Below are 19,725 nucleotides of genomic sequence, written 5' to 3'. Positions count from 1 at the left end.
TGGTTGTCGGGGCTAACACGAATCGGCATCGGTATCGGTGTCGGTCATTGGAATCGGTATCGCGTACGGCGACACGGGCTGCGGTGTGTACACGGTGTGCCCGCAGTCGAAGACCGTCGGGCGGTGCCGGCCGGGAGCAGGTCGGGCGGGGTGTGCTTCGGGACGCGTGATGATGAGGGATCAGTGGGAATGCGCTTGGCGGTTGCCTTGATAGGCGACGGTCGCCAGGGTGATCACGGCCAGTAGGGCGGCGGCGGTGAGGATCGTGGGTGGTGCGAACACCCCGGTGAACAGGTTGATCACGTAGGGGGCGAGGAAGCCCAGGTAGGCCACCGTCCAGAAGTAGGAGGTCAGGCGCGCCAGTTGGTGCGGGGGGGGCGAGGACGGCGACCTCGGTGAGGCCGTAGGCGACGCACAGCCCGTAGCCGGCACCGAGCACCACCGAAGCGACCAGGGCGGTCATCGGCTGGGCCTGCGCCGCGGCGAGCGCGCATACCAGCAGCCCGAGCGCGATGGCCGCCAGCCCCATCACTCCGGTGGCGATGCGGTGCCGGGCGGCCAGCGACCGCGCGAACGGCGCCACGATGATGCCGGCACCGGGTGTGACGGCGGTGATCACACCGGCGTACACCGTCTCCCAGCCTTCCAGGCTGGCGTCGACCAGCCCGGGCAGCGTGACGAAGGCCACCGCCGGGGCGATGAACACCCACGGCGCGACGGGGACGACCAGCCGGCGGAAGTCGGCCGCCGAGGCACGCCGCACCTTCCGCGCGCTACGAGCCGGGCCCGGCGAGGCTGCGTGGGAACGGTCCGGCGAGGATTCGGGGGCCCGTGCGGCGCTCAGCGCAGCGATGGCGGAGAGGACGAGGTGCGGGATGTAGGCGATGACCATCGGGTGCGGGGCCCACTGGGCGATGAGGGAGGCGACCAGGCCGCCGGTCGCGAAGCCCGCGGACAGAAACAGCCCCGAACGACGAGCCGCCACACCCGCATTGGGGGCACTCCCGTGCGGAGGCGAGGAAAGCTCCTTGACCCAGGCACCGCCCGCCGCCAGCAGGGCGCCCGCGCCGATCCCGGTCAGGAAGCGCCCGGGCCACAAGAAGACGGAGGCAGCGGGGCCGATCATCAGCAGGCAGGTGGCCAGGGCCGACGTGCCCAGCGCGAGGAAGACGATGGGTCGGCGGCCCCGCCGGTCGGCGAGCGGGCCGCCCAGCAGTAGGCCGGGGACGAGCCCGAGCACGTAGATGCCGAACAGCGCGGTCGTACTGGCCGTGGTCAAGCCCAGATCGCTGCGGTAGGCGCCCAGCAGGGCGGAGAACTGGTTGGCGCTCCACCCGGAGGCTGTCATCACCCAGCCCGCCCTCAGCCAGTGCCGGGATACGAACGCGCCCTCGCCCGGCGGCGATGAGGGAGGCGAGGTGGCGGGGGGACTGACGGGGGCGGCGTGCTTACTCATACCGACCGTTGTACGAGCCGGTCAGTGCCCGGCGCTGCCCCCGTTCAGGAATTCTGAATGTCGTCGTGGCCGGCTGCATCACGGTCGTATCGTGGCCGGTATGGATCTGCGGAAGCTGTCCTCCTTCCTGGCGGTGGTCGAGGAGGAACACTTCGGACGGGCCGCCTCCCGGCTCTTCCTCTCACCGGCCGCTGTCACTCAGCACATCCAGCAACTGGAACGGGAGTTCGGCACCCGGCTGCTGGACCGCGGCAACGGCCCGGTCACGCCGACCGTCGCCGGACAGCGGCTCGCCTCCCACGCCCGCACCCTGCTCGCCGCGGCGAACGCGGCCGTCGAGGATGTGACAGAGGCCGCCCTCGCCCCGTCGGCCGCCGCCCGCCCCCTGCGGGTGGGCATCATGGGGCACGGCTCGGCCGAGGTCACCCCGGCAGCCGTCAACGCCTTCCGGCGCGCCCGTCCCGAAGTGCCGCTCGAACTCGTCCAGTTGACCTTCACCGAACACCTCAGTGCGCTGCGCGAAGACCGTGTGGACGTGGCGTTCGTACGGCCGGCCTTCGAGGTCGACGGGATCGACGTGGACATCCTCACTGCGGAACAGCGAATAGTCGCGGTCCCGACCCGCTCCCCACTCGCGGACGCCGCCAACACCGGCGTCCATGTGAGGGACGTCATCGACCTGCCCTATCTGCAGCTGCCCCCGCACACGCTCCGCGACTTTGCCGACTACCTGTATTTCGAGACCGGCGAACGCCGCGCCCCCGACTACGCCCTCACCCCGCAAGACATCCTCACCAGCGTGGCGGCGGGCCGCGGAGCAGGCTCCGGACTCAAGTCCTTCGCCCGCTACTACCCCTGGCCCGGAACCCGCTACGTACCCATTCTCGACGCACCCTGCGCCCACAGCGTCCTCGCCACCCGCACCACAGACGCCAACCCCGAAGTGCGCATCTTCCGCGCACTGACTGTGGCCCTGGCACGCGAGATGAGCACCAGAGAGACATCTCACGCGGCCGATGAGTAGAGCCGCGACGACCAAACCCGCCGAGGAGGAGGGAGAGGGAGCTGAAAACGGGCGGTGCGCCGGAGACCTGCCGGGTGTGCAGGCAGTGGCAGGACTGCCCGTACTCTGTGGCTCCTCTCCGTGTGGTGTGGTGTGGTGTGGTGTGAGAAGTCATCCGCATTCGGTTGGCGGGGTTTGCCGGTCGAACAAGGTTCCTGTTCGAGTGATCGTGACGCGGGCGGTGCATGAAGGCAGGACCTCCTGGTAGCTCGGCGATGTGAGTCAGCCCGAGCTTCCGGAGGTCCAGTTGTCGTAGTCTTGCGTGGTCGTGTCCGCCGCGTCCAACTCCCGCGTGTCGCTGTGCGATTGCCTTGCGCACCGGTTCGGGAACGTGGCGGACCACCCGGACCGCGTCCCGTGCTACGTCTCGGACATGACGGGGACCGAGTGGCAGGAGCTGCGCCTGCTGCTGCCGGTGCCGCCTGGCTTCAGGGGTGGGGCGGGCGGCCGGAAGGCTACTGCCATCGCGTGATGCTCGAGGCCGGCGCGACCGCGTCCGTCGGCTCCGTCGCCGACAGCTACGACTGTGAGGATGGGATCACCGTCGCCGGGGCGGCCTGACTGGTGTTACGACTGACCTCTCGGGTGTCCTTGCTGTTGATCTGTCGGTCACTCCGGCGGCGGGTGTGATGCGGTCCGTCGACCGCGCGGGCAGTGACCGAATAGGAGCCTGTTGCCCCAGGCGCTCGTCACAGTCCTGTCCTCCCGCCCGGCCGACGGTCTCGCGCTGACCGCCGCTCCCGGGAGGGGAACCGACAGCCATGACCAGCATCCTGCAGGCCGAGCCGACCGGGAAAGTCGTCGTCGGAGTCGACACACACAAGTACGTCCACACCGCCGTCGCCGTGGACACCGTCGGCGGGGTCCAGGGTACGACCAGCGTATCCGCCGACCGCGGCGGCTATGAACAACTCGAGACCTGGGCTCGCCAGTTCGGCCAGGTCCTTGCCTTCGGTGTCGAGGGCACCGGCTCCTACGGCGCCGGACTCGCCTCCCACCTGCGCAGACACGGCCACAAGCTGGTTGAGGTCAACCGGCCCGACCGGCGCGTGCGCCGCCAGCGAGGCAAGTCCGATCCCATCGACGCGGAGAACGCCGCCCGCGCGGTACTGGCCGGCACCGCCACCGCGACCCCGAAGAGCGCCGAGGGCTCGGTAGAGATGATCCGCCACCTCAAGATCGCCCGCGACGGCGCGGTCAAGGCCCGCACCCAGGCCATGGTCACCCTCAAGGCCCTGATCGTCACGGTCCCCGACGAGCTGCGGCAGCAACTCCAGAGCCTGTCGAAGATGGCCCTCATCGAACGATGCGCCGGCCTGCGACCAGGCCCAGTGACCAGTCCCTCAGCGTCCGCGAAGCACTCCATACGTGCCATGGCCCGCCGCTGGAAAGATCTCCACGACGAGGTCAAGGAGCACGACGCTCTGCTGGGCGAGCTCACCAAAGCCCACGCGCCCGACCTGGTCGACGCCTTCGGCATCGGCGCGGACACCGCCGCCGAAGTGCTGGTCACCATCGGCGACAACCCCGAGCGCATCCGCTCCCAGGCCGCGTTCGCCAAGCTCGCGGGCGTCTGCCCGATCCCGGCCTCGTCCGGCAAGACGAACCGACACCGACTCAACCGCGGCGGCCACCGGCAGCTGAACTCCGCGCTCTATCGCGTTGTGATCGTCCGCATGCGCTTCCACCAGCCCACGATCGACTACGTCACCCGACGCACGGCCGAGGGCAAGACGAAACAGGAGATCATCCGCTGCCTCAAGCGGTACCTGGCCCGGGAGATCTACCAGCACATCAAGGCCAAGCAGCCACCCACGCAATCGACTTGACGAACTATAGGAGCGTCAACGCGATGACCGAGGCCCTGAACGGCTCATTCAAGGCCGAACTGATCGAGCACCAAGGCCCGTGGCGGGACGCTGACCAGGTCGAACGTGCCGCCGTGCAGTGGGTCGACTGGTACAACACCGAGGACCTCGACATCCATCAGACACTGCTGGCGGAGGTCGCGGGCACGGTCGCGTTCCCCATCGAAGGCGAGTTCTCGCCCGACGAGCCCGCTGACCCGCACGCTCAGGTCAATCCGTTCGGCTGAATCGCAGCGGGAGCAGACATATACGGCCACCGAACAGTTCGAGGCGCTCGGATTTGATCCCGCTCCTGGCATTCCCGAGTCCGTGCAGCAACTCGCGTCCAAGCTCAGCCGGGCAGGCCGGCAGTTGGGAGAGACCCACTCCGCGCTCTCCAGGCTCGGACCGTGGCACGGCGACCGGCGGCGTGGTCAAGGACGGGCGATATCGCCGGGGGTGACGACCTCGATAAAGGCTTCGGTCGCCGGGGTGCAGTGGCCCAGGGGCCATACCAGCGACTCCACCCGCATCGGGGGAGCGTGGAGACGAATGACTCGCAACCCGGGAAAGGTGTGCGCAACACTTTCGGGAAGCATGCCGACGCCCAAGCCCTCGGCGACGAGTTGGGCGAGGAACTCGGCCGTGGAGACCTCGAAGATCACTTCACGGTCCAGTCCTTGGGCGTTGAAGGCCGTGTCGGACTGAAGCCGGGCTCCGGTGCCCCTGGTGAAGTCCACTCCGGGTTCCCGGGCGATCTGCGCCAACTCCGCCCGGCCGCCCTCGGGGATGTCCGTGCCGAGCCGATGGCCTGGTGCGGTGACGGCGACGAGTTCCTCCTGCGCCAGTTCGCACTGCTGGACTCCGTCCAGGCGGGCGGTGGGGACGGTGCCCACGAACGCGGCGTGCAGGGTGCCTTGTCGGACGCTTTCCAGGAGCTCTTCGCTCATTCCCATGCGGAGGCTGACGTGGACGTGCGGGTACTGGGTGCGGTAGCCGCGCAGGATGGCGGGCAGGTTGACGGCAGCGAGGGTGGAGATGGCGCCCAGGTGGAGGGGACCACGGATCTCCCCGACGGCCGCCTCCACGTGGGTGCGCAGTCTTTCGGCACCGGCGAGCAGGACGCGGGCCTGCGGTACGAATGCTTCGCCGGCTGCCGTCAGTCGAGTGGGGCGCACGCTGCGGTCGAACAGCCTGGCCCCCAGGTCTTTCTCCAGACGGCCGATCTGCTGGGACAGCGCGGGTTGAGCCACCAGGCAGCTGGCGGCAGCTCGGGTGAAGCTCCCTTCCTCGGCAACGGCAAGGGCGTATCGAAGCTGATGCAACTCCATGATCACTATCATGCTGGGCGATGAAAGTTATGCCAAACATGTATTGGACATGCATAGTGTGGCCGACAGAGCCTGTTGATCATGACAACAGCAACGTCCGCACCACGGACACCAACCTCCCACACCCCCCAGGCCTCGGGCAGGATCGCGCGTTCCACACTCATCCTGATGGCCATTGCCTGTGGTCTGGCCGTCGCGGGCAACTACTTCGCCCAGCCGCTGGTGGATGCCATCCGTACCGACCTGGGCCTCGGCCCCACGCTGGCCGCCCTGGTGGTCACCGCGGCGCAGGCCGGCTACGCAGTCGGGCTGGTCTTTCTCGTTCCGCTCGGTGACCTGCTGGAGCGGCGGAAGCTCGCGGTCTCCCTGACCGCGCTGTCCGCGCTCCTGCTGGCCGTCACCGCCGTATCGCAGAACGGCGTGATGCTGCTGGCCGGCACCGCGTTGACCGGACTGTTCTCCGTCGCCGCGCAGGTTGTCGTGCCGTACGCCGCCACCCTGGCCGCCCCTGAGGCGAAGGGCAAAGCGGTGGGCACCGTGATGTCCGGCCTCCTGCTGGGCATCCTCCTCTCCCGCACTGCGGCCGGGCTGCTGGCAGAGGCGGGCACCTGGCGCACCGTGTACTGGGTGAACTCGATCCTCATGGCCATCATGGCGGTGGCGTTGTGGTTCGCACTGCCCTCGCTGCGCACTCCCGCCGGCCTGAGCTACCCCGCCCTCCTGCGCTCGGTCGCCTCCCTGCTGCGCACCGAACCGGTCCTGCGCATCCGCTGCTACCTCGGTTTCCTTGCCTTCGCCGCGTTCGGCGTCCTGTGGACCGCGCTCGGCTTCATGCTGGCCTCCGACCCCTACAACTGGGACGAGGCGGCCATCGGTCTCTTCGGGTTCGTCGGGGCCGCCGGTGCGCTGATGGCGATCTCGGGAGGCCGGCTGGCCGACAAAGGCTACGTGCACCAGGTCGGCGGTTTCGGCACCGTGCTGCTGGCGCTGTCATGGATTCCGATGGCGCTGGGCAAAACCAGCCTGATCGCCCTGCTGGTCGGTGTCATCGTTCTGGATCTGGCGGTGCAGGCGATACACCTCAGCAATCAGAACATCGTGTTCGCGATCAAGCCCGAAGCGCGAAACCGTCTCAACTCCGCCTACATGACCTTCTACTTCCTTGGTGGCACCTTCGGCTCCGCAAGCACCTCGACCGTCCGCGTCACCTACGGCTGGGGTGGTGTGTGCATCCTGGGCGCTCTCGTTTCCCTTCTCGCGGTGGTCATCTGGGGCGCCGACCAGGTCCGTTCCCGGGTTGATTCGCGAGGTTGATTCGCGAGGTTCAAGAGATCACCGCCATCCACAAGGGGGAGTTCAGCACAGTTACGGCTATCGACATCGACCAGCTCACACATGTCATCGCCTTGCATGACGCCGATACCTTTACCCGGGCTGCGGAGAATCTCGGCCTCACGCAGTCGGCGCTGAGCCGGTCCATCGGGAGGCTCAAAGAGCGCCTCGGATACCGGATCTTCGTGCGGGGGGCGAGCCGCGTCGAGTTGACGACGACGGGGGAGGCGCTGGTGGGAAACCTGCGGGCTCTCCTGCCCAAGCTGCAGAACGCGCTCGTTCAGGAGCCCACACCACTCCGTCTCGGCTACACGGTGGTCATGCCCGACTACTGGCCCTACGTGCGATTCGAGCTTTCGAGGCCGATACCGGCGTCCCGGTGGAAATCAACGAATGCATTCCCCCCGGCGGAGGCCTGTTCGACGGTTCCGCCGTGGTGAATCTCGCCCACCTGGCCTGGGCCAGCCGTGCTCGGGTGCACACGGCAGGCCGGAACCCGCCGCGGCCAACGGGACTTCGGCAGCTCGTACATGAACGGCAAGAACCAGCGGGCTCCGTCGGCGGATCGCTCGCCAAGTGGCCGCCCTCGCCGCATTCCACGGCCCCGTGGGCGCAGACGGGCCTGACGCCCTCGCCGAGATCACCGCCCAAGTCCACTTCGGCCATGAGGCGCTGTTCGCCATCACGCACGCGCACGCGCTCGCCAAGACCGGACAGTGTCGACGCGCCCTCGCCGATATCGACCGCGCCCACACCGCCGGCGACGAAGTCGGCGTGCCATTTCGGGTGTGGGGCCCGCCGGCGGCCACCGTCCACTCCCGTACGGCCAAGGTTTTCGAGACCGTCGGCGACCGCCGCAACACCGCCCGACAGTACGCGATCGCGGCGGCCAGCCGTCCCGGGGCGACGTACGCGCGGATCATCGCGCTCGATCTGGTGGCACAGGCCGAGCAGCAGGCCAAGCAGGGCAGCATCCAGCAGGCGTGCACCACCTGGGACCGGGGCATCGACACCATGGCCGGGGTGAAGTCCACCCGCACCCTCAAGGCCATCCGCTCCTTGCGATCCGACCTGCGCCCCTACAGGGCCCGCGGCGTACGTTGCGCCACCGAACTCGATGAGCGCGCCCGCGTCTTCCTCGCGCACCAGAGCTGAGCCGGCGGCGGGGAGCCGCAACCGCCCCTTCAACCGAGGGGATCCTGATCTCATCGAGTGGCAAGAGGGAGGCCCGGAAGCGTGGGACCTCCCCCGCATGACCACCCCGGACGCCTGAGAGAGCCTGCCTTCGAAAGCGTCGACCTGGAGGTTCGTCATCACGGTTTCGAGTGTGGGCAGACGGCGGTGGTGCCGTCGTTTGTCGACACCTGGCTGGAGCGGGACCGCCGCGCACCTGTTCAGTGGTCGAGGCCGACTATCTCTCCGCATGGCTCATGGAAATCTATGTCGGTCGGAGTAGACATTGGATCGTGGTGTGGTTATGGTTTCTCTCGTAGCCAAGAGAGGCAGCAGGGCCCGGCAGAGATGAACTGCCGGGCAGCAGTAACCGCAGTTGCAGTTCGCAGGACGGTGCGGTGGTGGAGTTTCGAAGTCAGGGTTGTTGCAGGACGGCGACGGGACTGACGACCGGACCGGGTGGCCCGCAGTGATCAGGGGCCGCCGTGAGCAGTACCGCAGTTCACGCAGTAGCAGTACCCGCAAGTGCAGTTCGCAGTACCCAGCAGTGAAGTAAGTGAGCAGCACCTCGGTGAAGGCGTCGGCTGCGGGCGCGCGCACCGGGAGTTCGGCAGTGGGGTTCTAAGCCAGAGCAGACGCAGGACGGGCAACGGGCCTGGCTGTCGAAGAGTGGCGCTACCGCAGGCCACGCAGCAGTTTGCACCACCAGCAGTACGCAGGAGAGCAGAACCAGCAGTAGGTCATGGTGTAGTAGTTCCTTCGGGGCCCGGGTGCCATACGGCACCCGGGCCCCTCCACGCGTTCCACACAGTGAGGTGAAATGACAGCAGACGACTCGTTCGGCCGTCTCGACGACGACGACTACCCCGCCTACACCATGGGCCGGGCCGCCGAAATGCTCGGCACCACACAAGGTTTCCTCCGCGCCGTCGGAGAAGCCCGCCTCATCGCCCCGCTGCGCTCCGAGGGCGGCCACCGCCGCTACTCCCGCTACCAGCTGCGCATCGCTGCCCGCGCCCGGGAGCTCGTCGACCAGGGCACCCCCATCGAGGCCGCCTGCCGCATCGTCATCCTCGAAGACCAGCTCGAAGAAGCCCAGCGCATCAACGCCGAATACCGCCACGTCGCCGAATCAGAGAACCCGACGACCGCGGGCTGATGTGGTGAGTGCCCGCGCCCGCCTGACCTTCCTGCCCGCGCTCGGAGCGTACAGCTGCCCCGGGCAGGACCTGCTGTCCGACTGGTTCGCACGAACGCCGGGCGTCGGCCTTCAGGCGATGGTGCTGGGATCTGGGGCACGCGTGACAGGGCCGCGCAGCAGCAGCGCTGCGCGGCCCTGATCTGTGTCGGGACCGGCATACGGGCCGAGGCGACGTCGCAGGACGGTGCCAACCACAATAATTGGGGACCTCCGAGCGGTGCACAGCGACCGCTCTTCCTGGAACGCTGCATTCTGGGTGGACCAATATATGTGACCGCGAGACGAGAGTTTCGCGTGCCGCGCGGTAAGTGTGTTTGCTGCCACGGACAGAGCGGAATTATTGACCGTACACAGTCCGCTATCGCATGCTACTGTCGCTGTCAGTTGCAGTCGTGGTTCCCAAAAGCTTCAACGCCTTCGTCGGTATCTTTAGCCGCGGGAAAGCGTTTTGTATTTCCGGTCATTTTCCGGGCGGGGCATCATCGCGGCGACCCGGTATTCGTAGATTGCGGGTCCCGGCATACTGCCCCACAAGGAGATATGTCATGGCGTCTGGCACTGTGAAGTGGTTCAACGCGGCCAAGGGGTTCGGCTTCATCGAGCAGGACGGTGGCGGCGCTGACGTGTTCGCCCACTTCTCGAACATCGCCGCCGAGGGCTTCCGTGAGCTCCTCGAAGGCCAGAAGGTCACCTTCGACATCGCACCGGGCCAGAAGGGCCCAACGGCCGAGAACATCGTCCCCGTCTGACGCTGACGCACACTTCGTAGGCTGGGGCCTGCATTTCTCGGGGTGCGGACCCCCAGCTACGGACATTCCCCGAGCTTCCCCTTGTGGAGCAACGCCGTCCGCGGATCCCTCTCGAAGAATGCGGACCTCTTTAGAGCTGCACCGTAGACGTCCGGGACTTCACGCCCGCATGATGTCACCCATTTCATCGCCTGCACTTGCACCGGATTCACCGTACACCAAATCTGCTTTCGCATTTCGTTCGGCCCGTTCTTGTGATTCCCCGCACTGTTCTTCTGCTGCGAGAATTCCTTGATACGTGCCGTATCAAGGAAGGTTCTGAATGAACCCCTCACGTACGAACAACCGCTCTTCCCGCACCCGCAGCCGTATCAGCGGTCCCGCTTTTGGCTCCGGCGCCGGTTCGCACCGGGGCAGCGGCTTCGGCTCGCCCGCCCCGAGCCGTTCCGGAAGGCCGAGCCCGGGCAACCACGGTCGGCGGCCCGCGGCGGCCTCGGGCGAGTTCGCCCTGCCGAAGACGATCACTCCCGCGCTGCCTGCCGTCGAGGCGTTCGCCGACCTCGACATGCCCGAGCGGCTGCTGGCCTCGCTCACCGCGCAAGGCATGCGCATCCCGTTCCCGATCCAGGGCGCGACCCTGCCGAACACCCTCGCGGGCCGCGACGTCCTCGGGCGCGGGCGCACCGGCTCGGGCAAGACCCTCGCCTTCGGCCTGGCCCTGTTGGCCCGCACGGCCGGACAGCGTGCCGAGCCCTGCCAGCCGCTGGCCCTGATCCTTGTGCCGACGCGTGAGCTGGCACAGCAGGTGACCGACGCTCTTACCCCCTACGCTCGCTCGGTGAAGCTGCGCCTGGCCACCGTCGTCGGCGGGATGTCGATCGGCAGGCAGGTCAGTGCACTACGCGGTGGTGCCGAGGTTGTCGTCGCGACGCCGGGTCGCCTCAAGGACCTCATCGACCGGGGTGACTGCCGACTGCACCAGGTCGCGATCACCGTCCTGGACGAGGCCGACCAGATGGCCGATATGGGCTTCATGCCCCAGGTCACCGCGCTCTTGGACCAAGTCCGCCCCGAGGGCCAGCGGATGCTGTTCTCCGCCACCCTCGACCGCAACGTCGACCTCCTGGTCCGCCGCTACCTCACCGACCCGGTCGTCCACTCCGTCGATCCGTCCGCAGGTGCGGTCACCGCGATGGAGCACCACGTTCTGCACGTCCACGGCGCCGACAAGCACCGGACGACGACTGAGATCGCGGCCCGCGACGGCCGGGTGATCATGTTCCTGGACACCAAGTACGCCGTTGACCGGCTGACGCAGGACCTGCTGAACAGCGGGGTGCGGGCCGCCGCCCTGCACGGCGGGAAGTCGCAGCCGCAGCGCACGCGGACCCTGTCCCAGTTCAAGACCGGGCACGTCACCGTGCTCGTCGCGACGAACGTCGCGGCGCGCGGTATCCACGTCGACAACCTCGACCTTGTCGTCAACGTCGACCCGCCGACCGACCACAAGGACTACCTCCACCGCGGCGGCCGCACCGCGCGGGCCGGCGAGTCCGGCAGTGTCGTCACCCTGGTGACCCCGGGCCAGCGCCGCGACATGAACCGCCTCATGGCAGCTGCCGGCATCGTCCCCCAGACCAGCCAGGTCCGCTCCGGCGAAGAAGCACTCAGCCGGATCACCGGCGCCCAGGCCCCCTCCGGCATCCCCGTGACGATCACCGCGCCGGTGGCCGAGCGGCGTCAGCGCAGCCGCAGCGCGGCCTCCCGCGGCCGACGCAGCCCCGCTTCGGCTGCCCGGCGCGTAACCGTGCGGCAGTCCACCTTCGACGCGGCGGCCTGACCTTTCATGATCAGGAAGCTGATCCGTCTCTGCAGGAGGCACATTTTGACGCTGGCTCAGATGCAACCCCGCTCGGAGAGTGCCGCCCCCGTGCACAGGACGGTGGCCGACACCATGGATTCGGCCGGACCGCAGGTCTGCGACGACATGACCATCGAGGTGGCCCTGTCCGTTATGGACAGTGCCCGCACCGAGCACCTGGTCGTGTGCGACAACGACGACCTGTGCACCGGACGGGTCACCCAGGCCCAGCTCACCGCCGTCCGTGACAGCTCCGCGTACACGGACCGGGTCCAGCTACGCGACATGCTCGACAACCGCGGGCCGTTCACCTCACCCGTGATCACGATCGCCGAAGCCCAGCACGCAATGCGCGGCCGCCGGCTCGGTGCCCCGCCGGTCGTCGACGAGCAGGGCAGCGCTCTGGGCGTCCTCGCCCTCGCCCACTGAACCGCCTCACCGAGGCAGAACCATCCCCTTCTTCTTCCTGTGAGGCATCATGCGCTGTGTCATCGCCCGTTTCCCGTTCGACCTCACCAAGAGCGGCGTTCTGGAATCCATGAAGGGCGTCAAGCCCGAACAGGTCATCGGCGAGTCCGTGATCATCGGACGCCGCACCTATCCCGTCAAGCAGGTCGGGCAAGTCATCACACGCCAGGACCGCCGCGATTTCAGCACCGGCGAAATCCTCCGGGCCATGACCCAACTCGGCTTCACCTGCCCCGATTTTCCCCACACCGCCGCGCCTGAACGCGCCCTCAGCCCATTCCAAAAGGCTTCCGCGATGCTCGGCGCCCCTGCCGCCGTCTGACCGACCGGCAGGAGCGAGCCGCCACCAAAACAACAGTGAGGGTCCGACCGGCAGGCGCCGGTCGGACCCTCACCGCGTGCCGAGAGGCTCCTCAGCGCGCAGCGGTTCGGTCAGTGATCGGAGTAGCTGAAGTCGCCCATGGTCCAAGCACTGACGTCATCGATCGCCACGCGGTACATCCCGCCCGTCTCCGGGATCCCCGCCGTGCCCTGCAGAATCCGCGCCACATGGAAATGCAGATGCGTGTGCGGCTTCTCCGCACGCGTCGGAGCGATGAAGACGGCGGAGAATTCACTCAGGCGGGCCGAGTCCGCCAAGACCTCCGACACCCGCTGCCTCCAGACTGCTTCGGGAGCCAGCCGCCCCGTGATGACAGCACCACCGGCGACCACAGTTGGAGTCATCTGATTGCTGTGCTCGGACTCCACCAGGGTGGCAACGTCAACAAGCAGTTCGTCAGGCTTCGACATCAGAGACGATTCAAGTAACCGTCGTCCGGCGGCTTGAGCGGTGGTGCTCCATACGAAATGCAAGATCGAACTGCGCAGACGAGGACGGCGCGGACCACGCCTACGACGGCGTCCGCTACGACGTCGAGATGCACGCACGACTTGCGACGGACGCACAGCCGCGATAGCCGACAATCCGTCTCACAGACCGGAGAAGCCCCAGCATCAGGCGAGCACCTGGGGAAATACGCGGACATGGGCGTAGAGCTCGTAACACGATCATGTGAATCGGTGCTGCTCGGTCGTGTCATGGCTGGGGTTGGCCCGGCCCGGTAGGTGTGGCACGGATCTAGGCGATTTGGGGCATCTGGCGGCGCAGTTCGGGAGGGAGGTCCGGGAGTCGGGCGCCTGCGACCTGTCCGGCGATGCCGTCCACGTTCGCACGAATCGCGAGAACCGTCATTCGCCCGTCGGTGAAAGCCCGAACGCGGCCGCGGCGATCGCCCGCCCCGGAGGGAACACCTTGCAAAGGACTCGCCTGTCGCCCTGGAGATCTCCCAAGGAGAGTGCCTGGTCGATCGTGAGCCCGCCGACCGCGAGCCCGATGACAACCTCCGGCGCGGCGGTGAAGATCGTGTCCGGCTGCTGATCGGACCGGACGATCGCACTGGGGCCGTCCTCGTCGATGCGCAGGACCATGAGGAATCCGTCCGTCTCGACGCCGAGCTCCACAGGAGGAGTCGAAGTCATCTCACGTAGCAGGCCGGGCAGAGCGAGCGTCAGCCAGCGTGGCTGGAACGAATCGCCGTCACGTCCTGTCAGCATCAGCGGCGCGCCCCACCTGCCAAGCGCCTCCATCGGTTCACGGAGCCCTGCGCCCCAGGGCGTGAGCGCGTAGACGACGCCCGCCTCCTCCAGGCGGCGCTCGACAATCCCGTTCGCCTCCAGAGTCCGCAGCCGTTCCGCCAGGAGGTTCGTCGCGATTCCCGCGAGCGAGGCCTTCAGCTCCGTGTAGCGCATCGGGCTGGGAAGCAGCTCCCGCGCGATCAGGAGGGTCCAGCGGTCGCCCACGATGTCCAGGGCTCGCGCGAGTCCGCAGAATTGCCCGTATGAGCGGGGGTTCTTTGAGTTCTGCTTGACCTTATCCATCGCAGTTGATTATATCAACCAACGGATGAGCGTCGAACAGAGCGGATCCGCATGGAGATGAGCATCAGCTGGCTGGCCGTCGTGGTGTCGACCGCGGTCGGGATGGCCATCGCCGGAGTCTGGTACGGCTGGACCTTCGTCGGCGTCTGGAGGGAGCTGACGGGAGTGACCGAGGAGGACTCCAAGAGAGCCGGCAAGCGCCCGTTCGCGGTCCTCCTGGCGTCGATCCTCGTCACGGCGCTGGTGCTCGCCGCCGGTTGTTCCATCACGTCGGGATCCTTCGGCAGCGACCCGCTCTGGCTCGATCTGGCCGTCGGATTCGTGGCCTGGCTCGGGTTCTCGCTGACGACTCTGGGGCAGCACAACGCCTTCGAACAGAAGCCGACGCGGCTCACCGTGATCAACAGCGCGTACCAGCTGACGTTGTTCTTGGGCATGGCCCTCGCCATCGGGTTGCTGCAGTAACACTGGGAAGAAGTGCTGACGACAGCAATCCTCGTCCTCGGGGCACCATGGACGCCGCAGCACGCCACCGGATCATCGAAGTCGTCTGCGAGGGCCTACGCGCCCGCCCCTGACAGACACAACGCCCGCGACGCCGGCACATGCAGCGCGACCGGTGGCTGCAAGAGATCACCAACCACACCAAGGAAATCCTGAGAGCTCGCAACGAGATCACAGTTGGGCCTTCTTGAGTCGGCGCCAGCAGATGAGGCTGCATGCCAACGAGACGAAGGCGTCGTGGAGTTCGAGGCGGCGTTCCCAGCGGACGGCGAGGCGCTTGAACTGGTGGAGCAGGGCGAAGGTCTGCTAGACGACATAGCGGAGCTTGCCCAGGCCCTTGATGTTCGGGGCACCCTTGCGGGAGATGACCGGCAGGATCCGCCGCTTGCGCAGCTCCCGCCGGTTGGCGTTGGAGTCGTAGCCCTTGTCGCCGAGCAGCGAGTCGGGGCGGCGGCGCGGGCGACCGGGATGTCCGGCCACAGGCGGGATGCCGTCGACGAGGGCGAGGGTCTGGGTGACGTCGTTGACGTTGGCCGCGGTGGTGATGACCTTGAGTGGGTGCCGCGTCCGTCGCAGATCAGGTGGTGTTTGCTGCCCGTCTTCCGCCGGTCGACCGGCGACGAACCGGTGTCGGCTCCCCCTTTGTCGTGCGGACGTGGGAGCCGTCCACGCACGCGCGGGACCAGTCGAGTTCGCCGGCCGCGTTGAGTTCGGCGAGCAGGATGCGGTGCAACTGGTCGAAGGCGCCGGCCTGCTGCCACCGCTCCAGGCGACGCCAGCAGGTCTGCCCGGAGCCGAACCCCGACTCCAGGGGCAGGAGTTGCCAGGCTATGTCGTTGTAGAGCACGTACAGGATGCCCTGCAGACACAGCCGGTCCGCCACCGGCCGCGGCCCCGGCGACTTCTCCGGCCACAGAGGCAGCAGCGGCTCGATCAGCATCCACAAGTCGTCATCCACGATCCACGGCCGAGCACTCACACCCTCCCGAACGGCCGAATCGTCACATCAGTCACGCCCGGCCAGGGCACCTCAACAAGTTCGTGGACGAAACCACAGGCAGGGAACCTGGGGTCTGTCCGTCCGGGCCGGTGGCGTCCCGGCGGCGGGGTCACACGAAGGCGCTCTGGCCCGTGATCGACTTGCCGACGATGAGGGTGTTCATCTCGCGGGTGCCTTCGAAGGAGTAGATCGCTTCGGCGTCGGCGAAGAACCGCGCGATGTCGTAGTCCAGCACGATCCCGTTGCCGCCGAATATCTCACGGCTCCAGGCGACGACCTCCCGCATGCGCGAGGTGACGAACGCCTTGGCCAGCGAGGAGTGTTCGTCGCGGAAGATCCCGGCGTCCTGCAGCCGGGCGAGCTGCACCAGCATGCCCCACGAGGCGGTGATGTTGCCCAGGCTCTTGACGAGCAGGTCCTGCACCAGCTGGAACCGGGCGATCGGGCGGCCGAACTGCTTGCGCTCCTTGGCGTAGTCCAGCGCGAGTTCGTAGGCGCCGATCATCGCTCCCAGCGCCTGCCAGGCGACCCCGCCGCGGGTGGCACGCAGGATCTCCGCGACGTCGCGGAAGGAGTTGATGTTCTGCAGACGGTTCGCCTCCGGCACCCGGACATCGGTCAGGGTGATCTCGGCGTTCTCCACGATCCGGAAGGCGATCTTGCCCTCGATCTTCACCGGCTCGAAGCCGGGCGTGCCCTTCTCGACGACGAAGCCCTTGACGTGGTTGTCGTCGACGTCCCGCGCCCACACCACGACGTAGTCGGCGAAGGTCGCGTTGCCGATCCACTTCTTGGCGCCGTTCAGGACCCAGGTGTCGCCCTCGCGCCGGGCGGTGGTGCGCATACCGCCCGCGACGTCGGAGCCGCCGAGGGGCTCGGTCATCGCGAATGCGCCGATCTTCTCCATCGCGGCCATCGCCGGCAGCCAGCGGTCGCGCTGCTCCTGGTTCCCGCCGGAGTGGATCGAGTACATCGCGAGGCCGTTGTGGACGCCGAAGAAGGTGGCCACCGAGGCGTCGGTGCGGGTCATCTCCATGGCCAGCATGCCGGTCAGGAGGTTGCTGACGGCGGGGCGGTGCTCGCCGTAGCCCTCGTAGGGCAGTCCGGCCAGCCCGCTCTCGCGGAAGATGTCGATGAGTTCCTTGGGGAACTCGCCCTTGCCCCAGTTCCCGTTCACCAGCGGCTGGACCTCGTCGCGCATGAGGGTACGGGCCTTGAGGAGGATCTTGCGCTCCTCGTCCGGCAGCAGGGTCTCGTAGTTGTAGAAGTCCGCGACCAGCTGGTCCTCAAGCGGTTCCATAGTGGTGGTCATCTCAGTTCTCCTCCTTGTCGGCACTGTCCAGGGCGGACAGGACAGCGAGTTGCTTGCGGTCGCGCGTCTCGGTGAGTTCCGAGTACGTGGAGGAGCCGTAAGCCGATTCCACGGCTTTGATGAGCCGTTCCTGTTCTTCTTCGTTCTGTGATGGGTTGCCGAGGCCTGCCCACATCTGCTTCATCGACGCGCCGATGTGCTCGACCAGGTGCCGGTAGCCGCCGGGGCCACCGCCCAGGTGGGAGCCGAGGAACGGCCCGACCGTCGACCAGCGGATGCCGAGTGAGTTCGTCATCACCTTGTCGAGGTCTTCCGGGGTCACGACGCCCTGCTCGACCAGGTACACCGCCTCGCGGCTGAGCGCGTTCTGTAGCCGGTTCCCGACGAAGCCGGGGATCTCCTTGCGCTCGACGACCGGGGTGCGGCCGACCGAGGCGTAGAAGTCCACCGCGTCCCGTACGGCGTCTTCGCCGGTGCGCTCGCCGGGCACGACCTCGACCAGGGGGACCAGGTGCGGCGGGTTGAAGGGGTGGCCGATCAGGACGCGGGCGGCGTCGGCGTCCGCCAGCTCCCGGGTGAACGCGGTCGATGGGATCGCCGACGAGGAGCTGAGCAGCAGCGCGTGGCCGGGCGCTTCCCGGACCAGGGTGGCGAACAGGTCCTGCTTGAATTCGAGGCGTTCGGGGCCGTTTTCCTGGACGACGTCCGCGTCCCGGACCGCTTCGGTGACGTCGTCGGTGAGGTGCACCCGGTCGGCGAGGCCCGTCACGTCCAGGCCGCGGGCGGCCAGGTGCGGGGTGTACTGGGCCAGGGCCTCGTTCACGGCCTGGGCGAGGTCGGGTCGCGGGTCGCTCACCCGGACGGTCAGGCCGTGCGCGGCGAACAGCGCCGTCCAGGACAGTCCGATGGTCCCGGCGCCGATCACCGCGGCCGTGCGGAAGGTGCGGGTCATGACGCGGTTCCCTTCAGGTAGTTGTGGACCGGCTCGACGCCGGACAGCGTCAGGTCGGTGAGGATGTGGCTGGCGGAGACGACCTCGATCACCGGCAGGTCGGCCAGCGGGGCGAGCACGTGCTGGAACAGCTGCAACCGGGCGGGGCCGGTCCACGCCTGCTTGACGGTGACGTCGGTGATGCGGGTGCGGACGAGTTCCTGCACCCGTGGCAGCCCGTCGTAGCCGGGGACGATCTTGAGCATGAAGGTCGGCACGGTGATCTGTGCCTCGGCCTCCTGCCGGTCCAGCTCGTGGTGTTTGTAGCCCATGGTCGCGGTGGCGACCCGCAGCGTGCCGTGGTCGAGGGTGCCGACGAGCGCGCCGGAGTCGACGTAGAGCGCCGGGGAGCCGATGACCTTCGGGTAGGCGGAGACCTCACGGCCGGAGGCGGTCGCCGGGAAGTTGTCGAGGTACATCGCGTGCAGGTACTCGCCGTCCTCGCCCTCGAAGCTGACCGGGATCGCCTGGCCGGCCTCCGTGTAGGGGCCGTATCCGCTGACGTCGCCCATCTTCATCACCTCGAACCGGACCAGCGGCTCGGCGATCCGCAGCGGTTCGGGGACGACGGCCCGCAGCGCGTCGGGGTCGGTGCGGTAGACGACGTTGAGGTACTCCCGGTCGATGAACCGCGGGACCATCGGCGCGAACGCCGGGCTGGTGAGCGGGGTGGTGAGGTGCTGTCGTACGTCCTCGGTGCGCATGGCGCCTCACCGCCCCGTCCACCGCGCGGGGCGGCGCTCGGCGAAGGCGGTCATGCCCTCGCGCACGTCCGAGGAGGCCATCAGGGTCTCCATCTGCTTGCGCTGGAAGGCGAAGGCGTCGGCGTCGGGCGTACCGTCGGCGGCACGGACGACGCGCTTGACGGCCGCCATTGCGAGCGGGGCGTTCTCCGCGAGCCGTCCGGCCAGCCGGAGCGCCTCGGCGACGACTTGGCTGGTGGCGGTGACCCGGTTGGCCAGGCCCAGTTCGCCGGCGCGGCGGCCGTCGACGGGCTCGCCGGTCAGCAGGAGCTCCATGGCCAGGTGGTGCGGGATGCGCTTGGGCAGCCGGATCACGCCGCCGCCCGCGGCGATCAGGCCACGCTTGACCTCGGGCAGGCCGAACCGGGCGTCCTCGGCCGCGACGATCAGGTCGCAGGCCAGGGCCAGTTCGAAGCCGCCGCCCATGGCCCAGCCCTCCACGGCGGCTATCAGGGGCTTGGTCGGCTCGGCCTCGGTCAGGCCGCCGAACCCGCGGCCGGCGACCTCGGGTGACTCACCGTGCAGTGCCGCCTTGAGGTCCATGCCAGCGCTGAACGTGCCGCCCTCGCCGGTCAGGACGCCGGCGCGCAGCTCGGGGTCGGCCTCCAGCGCGTCCAGTGCGCCGCTCAGGCCGGCGGCGACCGATGCGTTCACGGCGTTACGGGCCTCGGGGCGGTCCAGGGTGATCAGCAGGGTGGAGCCGATCCGTTCGGTGCGCACGACGGGTGCTTCGGGTGCTTCGGGTGTTTCGGGGATGCTCATGGTTGCTCCTGT

The 19,725-nt window shown here is 68.0% G+C and carries 19 protein-coding genes and 2 pseudogenes; 12 read left to right on the top strand and 9 right to left on the bottom strand.

Annotated elements, in window-relative coordinates; genetic code table 11:
• Positions 1 to 418: 418 nt before the first annotated feature.
• Positions 419 to 1,348, bottom strand: a pseudogene (locus K9S39_RS42595) (MFS transporter); the annotation flags it as partial.
• A gap of 208 nt (positions 1,349 to 1,556) precedes the next feature.
• On the opposite strand from K9S39_RS42595, the gene K9S39_RS00315 reads away from it, so the two are divergent.
• From K9S39_RS00315 to K9S39_RS00305, 3 genes are all read left to right on the top strand, one after another.
• Entirely contained in the window at positions 1,557 to 2,480 is a 924-nt protein-coding gene (locus K9S39_RS00315; RefSeq protein ID WP_248861296.1) for a LysR family transcriptional regulator, read from the top strand.
• Positions 2,481 to 3,280: 800 nt separating this feature from the next.
• Positions 3,281 to 4,348 carry an IS110 family RNA-guided transposase gene (locus K9S39_RS00310; RefSeq protein WP_248861295.1) on the top strand — a complete coding sequence of 356 codons (1,068 nt, stop codon included), beginning with the start codon at positions 3,281 to 3,283 and terminating at the stop codon, positions 4,346 to 4,348.
• 23 nt (positions 4,349 to 4,371) lie between these two features.
• Positions 4,372 to 4,614 (top strand): hypothetical protein, encoded by a 243-nt coding sequence (locus tag K9S39_RS00305; RefSeq protein ID WP_248861294.1) that lies wholly within the window; start codon positions 4,372 to 4,374, stop codon positions 4,612 to 4,614.
• A gap of 186 nt (positions 4,615 to 4,800) precedes the next feature.
• Here the strand turns inward: K9S39_RS00305 and K9S39_RS00300 are convergent, their stop codons facing one another.
• A complete protein-coding gene (locus K9S39_RS00300; protein WP_248861293.1) occupies positions 4,801 to 5,697 on the bottom strand; it encodes a LysR family transcriptional regulator in 897 nt (298 codons plus the stop codon).
• 168 nt (positions 5,698 to 5,865) lie between these two features.
• On the opposite strand from K9S39_RS00300, the gene K9S39_RS00295 reads away from it, so the two are divergent.
• The 8 genes from K9S39_RS00295 (at position 5,866) to K9S39_RS00260 (ending at position 12,803) form a co-directional block, all read left to right on the top strand.
• The gene (locus K9S39_RS00295; RefSeq protein WP_248861292.1) at positions 5,866 to 7,011 is read left to right on the top strand and encodes an MFS transporter; all 1,146 of its coding nucleotides are present in this window, start codon (positions 5,866 to 5,868) and stop codon (positions 7,009 to 7,011) included.
• A complete protein-coding gene (locus K9S39_RS00290; RefSeq protein ID WP_248861291.1) occupies positions 7,008 to 7,469 on the top strand; it encodes a LysR family transcriptional regulator in 462 nt (153 codons plus the stop codon). Before K9S39_RS00295 ends, K9S39_RS00290 begins: the two co-directional genes overlap by 4 nt.
• Positions 7,470 to 7,635: 166 nt before the next feature.
• Positions 7,636 to 8,184 carry a hypothetical protein gene (locus K9S39_RS00285; RefSeq protein WP_248861290.1) on the top strand — a complete coding sequence of 183 codons (549 nt, stop codon included), beginning with the start codon at positions 7,636 to 7,638 and terminating at the stop codon, positions 8,182 to 8,184.
• 838 nt (positions 8,185 to 9,022) lie between these two features.
• The gene (locus K9S39_RS00280; protein WP_248861289.1) at positions 9,023 to 9,361 is read left to right on the top strand and encodes a MerR family transcriptional regulator; all 339 of its coding nucleotides are present in this window, start codon (positions 9,023 to 9,025) and stop codon (positions 9,359 to 9,361) included.
• A gap of 587 nt (positions 9,362 to 9,948) precedes the next feature.
• Positions 9,949 to 10,152 carry a cold-shock protein gene (locus K9S39_RS00275; RefSeq protein ID WP_248861288.1) on the top strand — a complete coding sequence of 68 codons (204 nt, stop codon included), beginning with the start codon at positions 9,949 to 9,951 and terminating at the stop codon, positions 10,150 to 10,152.
• Between the two features lie 322 nt (positions 10,153 to 10,474).
• Positions 10,475 to 11,992: a DEAD/DEAH box helicase gene (locus tag K9S39_RS00270; protein WP_248861287.1), complete on the top strand. Its 1,518-nt coding sequence runs from the start codon at positions 10,475 to 10,477 to the stop codon at positions 11,990 to 11,992.
• 45 nt (positions 11,993 to 12,037) lie between these two features.
• Complete coding sequence (locus K9S39_RS00265; RefSeq protein ID WP_248861286.1) at positions 12,038 to 12,442, top strand: CBS domain-containing protein; 405 nt, start codon at positions 12,038 to 12,040, stop codon at positions 12,440 to 12,442.
• Positions 12,443 to 12,491: 49 nt separating this feature from the next.
• Positions 12,492 to 12,803 carry an SCO5918 family protein gene (locus K9S39_RS00260; RefSeq protein ID WP_248861285.1) on the top strand — a complete coding sequence of 104 codons (312 nt, stop codon included), beginning with the start codon at positions 12,492 to 12,494 and terminating at the stop codon, positions 12,801 to 12,803.
• A gap of 110 nt (positions 12,804 to 12,913) precedes the next feature.
• Here the strand turns inward: K9S39_RS00260 and K9S39_RS00255 are convergent, their stop codons facing one another.
• Positions 12,914 to 13,273 carry a hypothetical protein gene (locus K9S39_RS00255; protein WP_248861284.1) on the bottom strand — a complete coding sequence of 120 codons (360 nt, stop codon included), beginning with the start codon at positions 13,271 to 13,273 and terminating at the stop codon, positions 12,914 to 12,916.
• 438 nt (positions 13,274 to 13,711) lie between these two features.
• Positions 13,712 to 14,323 carry a winged helix-turn-helix transcriptional regulator gene (locus tag K9S39_RS00250; protein ID WP_248861283.1) on the bottom strand — a complete coding sequence of 204 codons (612 nt, stop codon included), beginning with the start codon at positions 14,321 to 14,323 and terminating at the stop codon, positions 13,712 to 13,714.
• A gap of 135 nt (positions 14,324 to 14,458) precedes the next feature.
• Between K9S39_RS00250 and K9S39_RS00245 the strand changes: the two genes are divergently transcribed.
• Positions 14,459 to 14,866, top strand: a complete 408-nt coding sequence (locus K9S39_RS00245; RefSeq protein WP_248861282.1) for a DUF1761 domain-containing protein — start codon at positions 14,459 to 14,461, stop codon at positions 14,864 to 14,866.
• Between the two features lie 210 nt (positions 14,867 to 15,076).
• Here K9S39_RS00245 and K9S39_RS00240 read toward each other — a convergent pair.
• From K9S39_RS00240 to K9S39_RS00220, 5 genes and pseudogenes are all read right to left on the bottom strand, one after another.
• Positions 15,077 to 15,845: pseudogene (locus K9S39_RS00240) on the bottom strand (IS5 family transposase).
• A 169-nt stretch (positions 15,846 to 16,014) separates the two neighbouring features.
• On the bottom strand, positions 16,015 to 17,217 hold the full coding sequence (locus tag K9S39_RS00235; protein WP_248861281.1) for an acyl-CoA dehydrogenase family protein: 1,203 nt from the start codon (positions 17,215 to 17,217) through the stop codon (positions 16,015 to 16,017).
• Between the two features lies 1 nt (position 17,218).
• Complete coding sequence (locus tag K9S39_RS00230; RefSeq protein ID WP_248861280.1) at positions 17,219 to 18,169, bottom strand: 3-hydroxyacyl-CoA dehydrogenase NAD-binding domain-containing protein; 951 nt, start codon at positions 18,167 to 18,169, stop codon at positions 17,219 to 17,221.
• On the bottom strand, positions 18,166 to 18,912 hold the full coding sequence (locus K9S39_RS00225; RefSeq protein WP_248861279.1) for an acetoacetate decarboxylase: 747 nt from the start codon (positions 18,910 to 18,912) through the stop codon (positions 18,166 to 18,168). The genes K9S39_RS00230 and K9S39_RS00225 overlap by 4 nt, the downstream gene beginning before the upstream one ends.
• Before the next feature lie 6 nt (positions 18,913 to 18,918).
• Positions 18,919 to 19,713: a crotonase/enoyl-CoA hydratase family protein gene (locus K9S39_RS00220; RefSeq protein ID WP_248861278.1), complete on the bottom strand. Its 795-nt coding sequence runs from the start codon at positions 19,711 to 19,713 to the stop codon at positions 18,919 to 18,921.
• Between the last annotated feature and the right edge of the window lie 12 nt (positions 19,714 to 19,725).

This window comes from Streptomyces halobius (genome assembly GCF_023277745.1).
GTDB lineage: Bacteria > Actinomycetota > Actinomycetes > Streptomycetales > Streptomycetaceae > Streptomyces > Streptomyces halobius.
The sequence above is the reverse complement of the archived record's forward strand: the minus strand, read 5'-3'. Positions and strand labels throughout refer to the sequence as shown.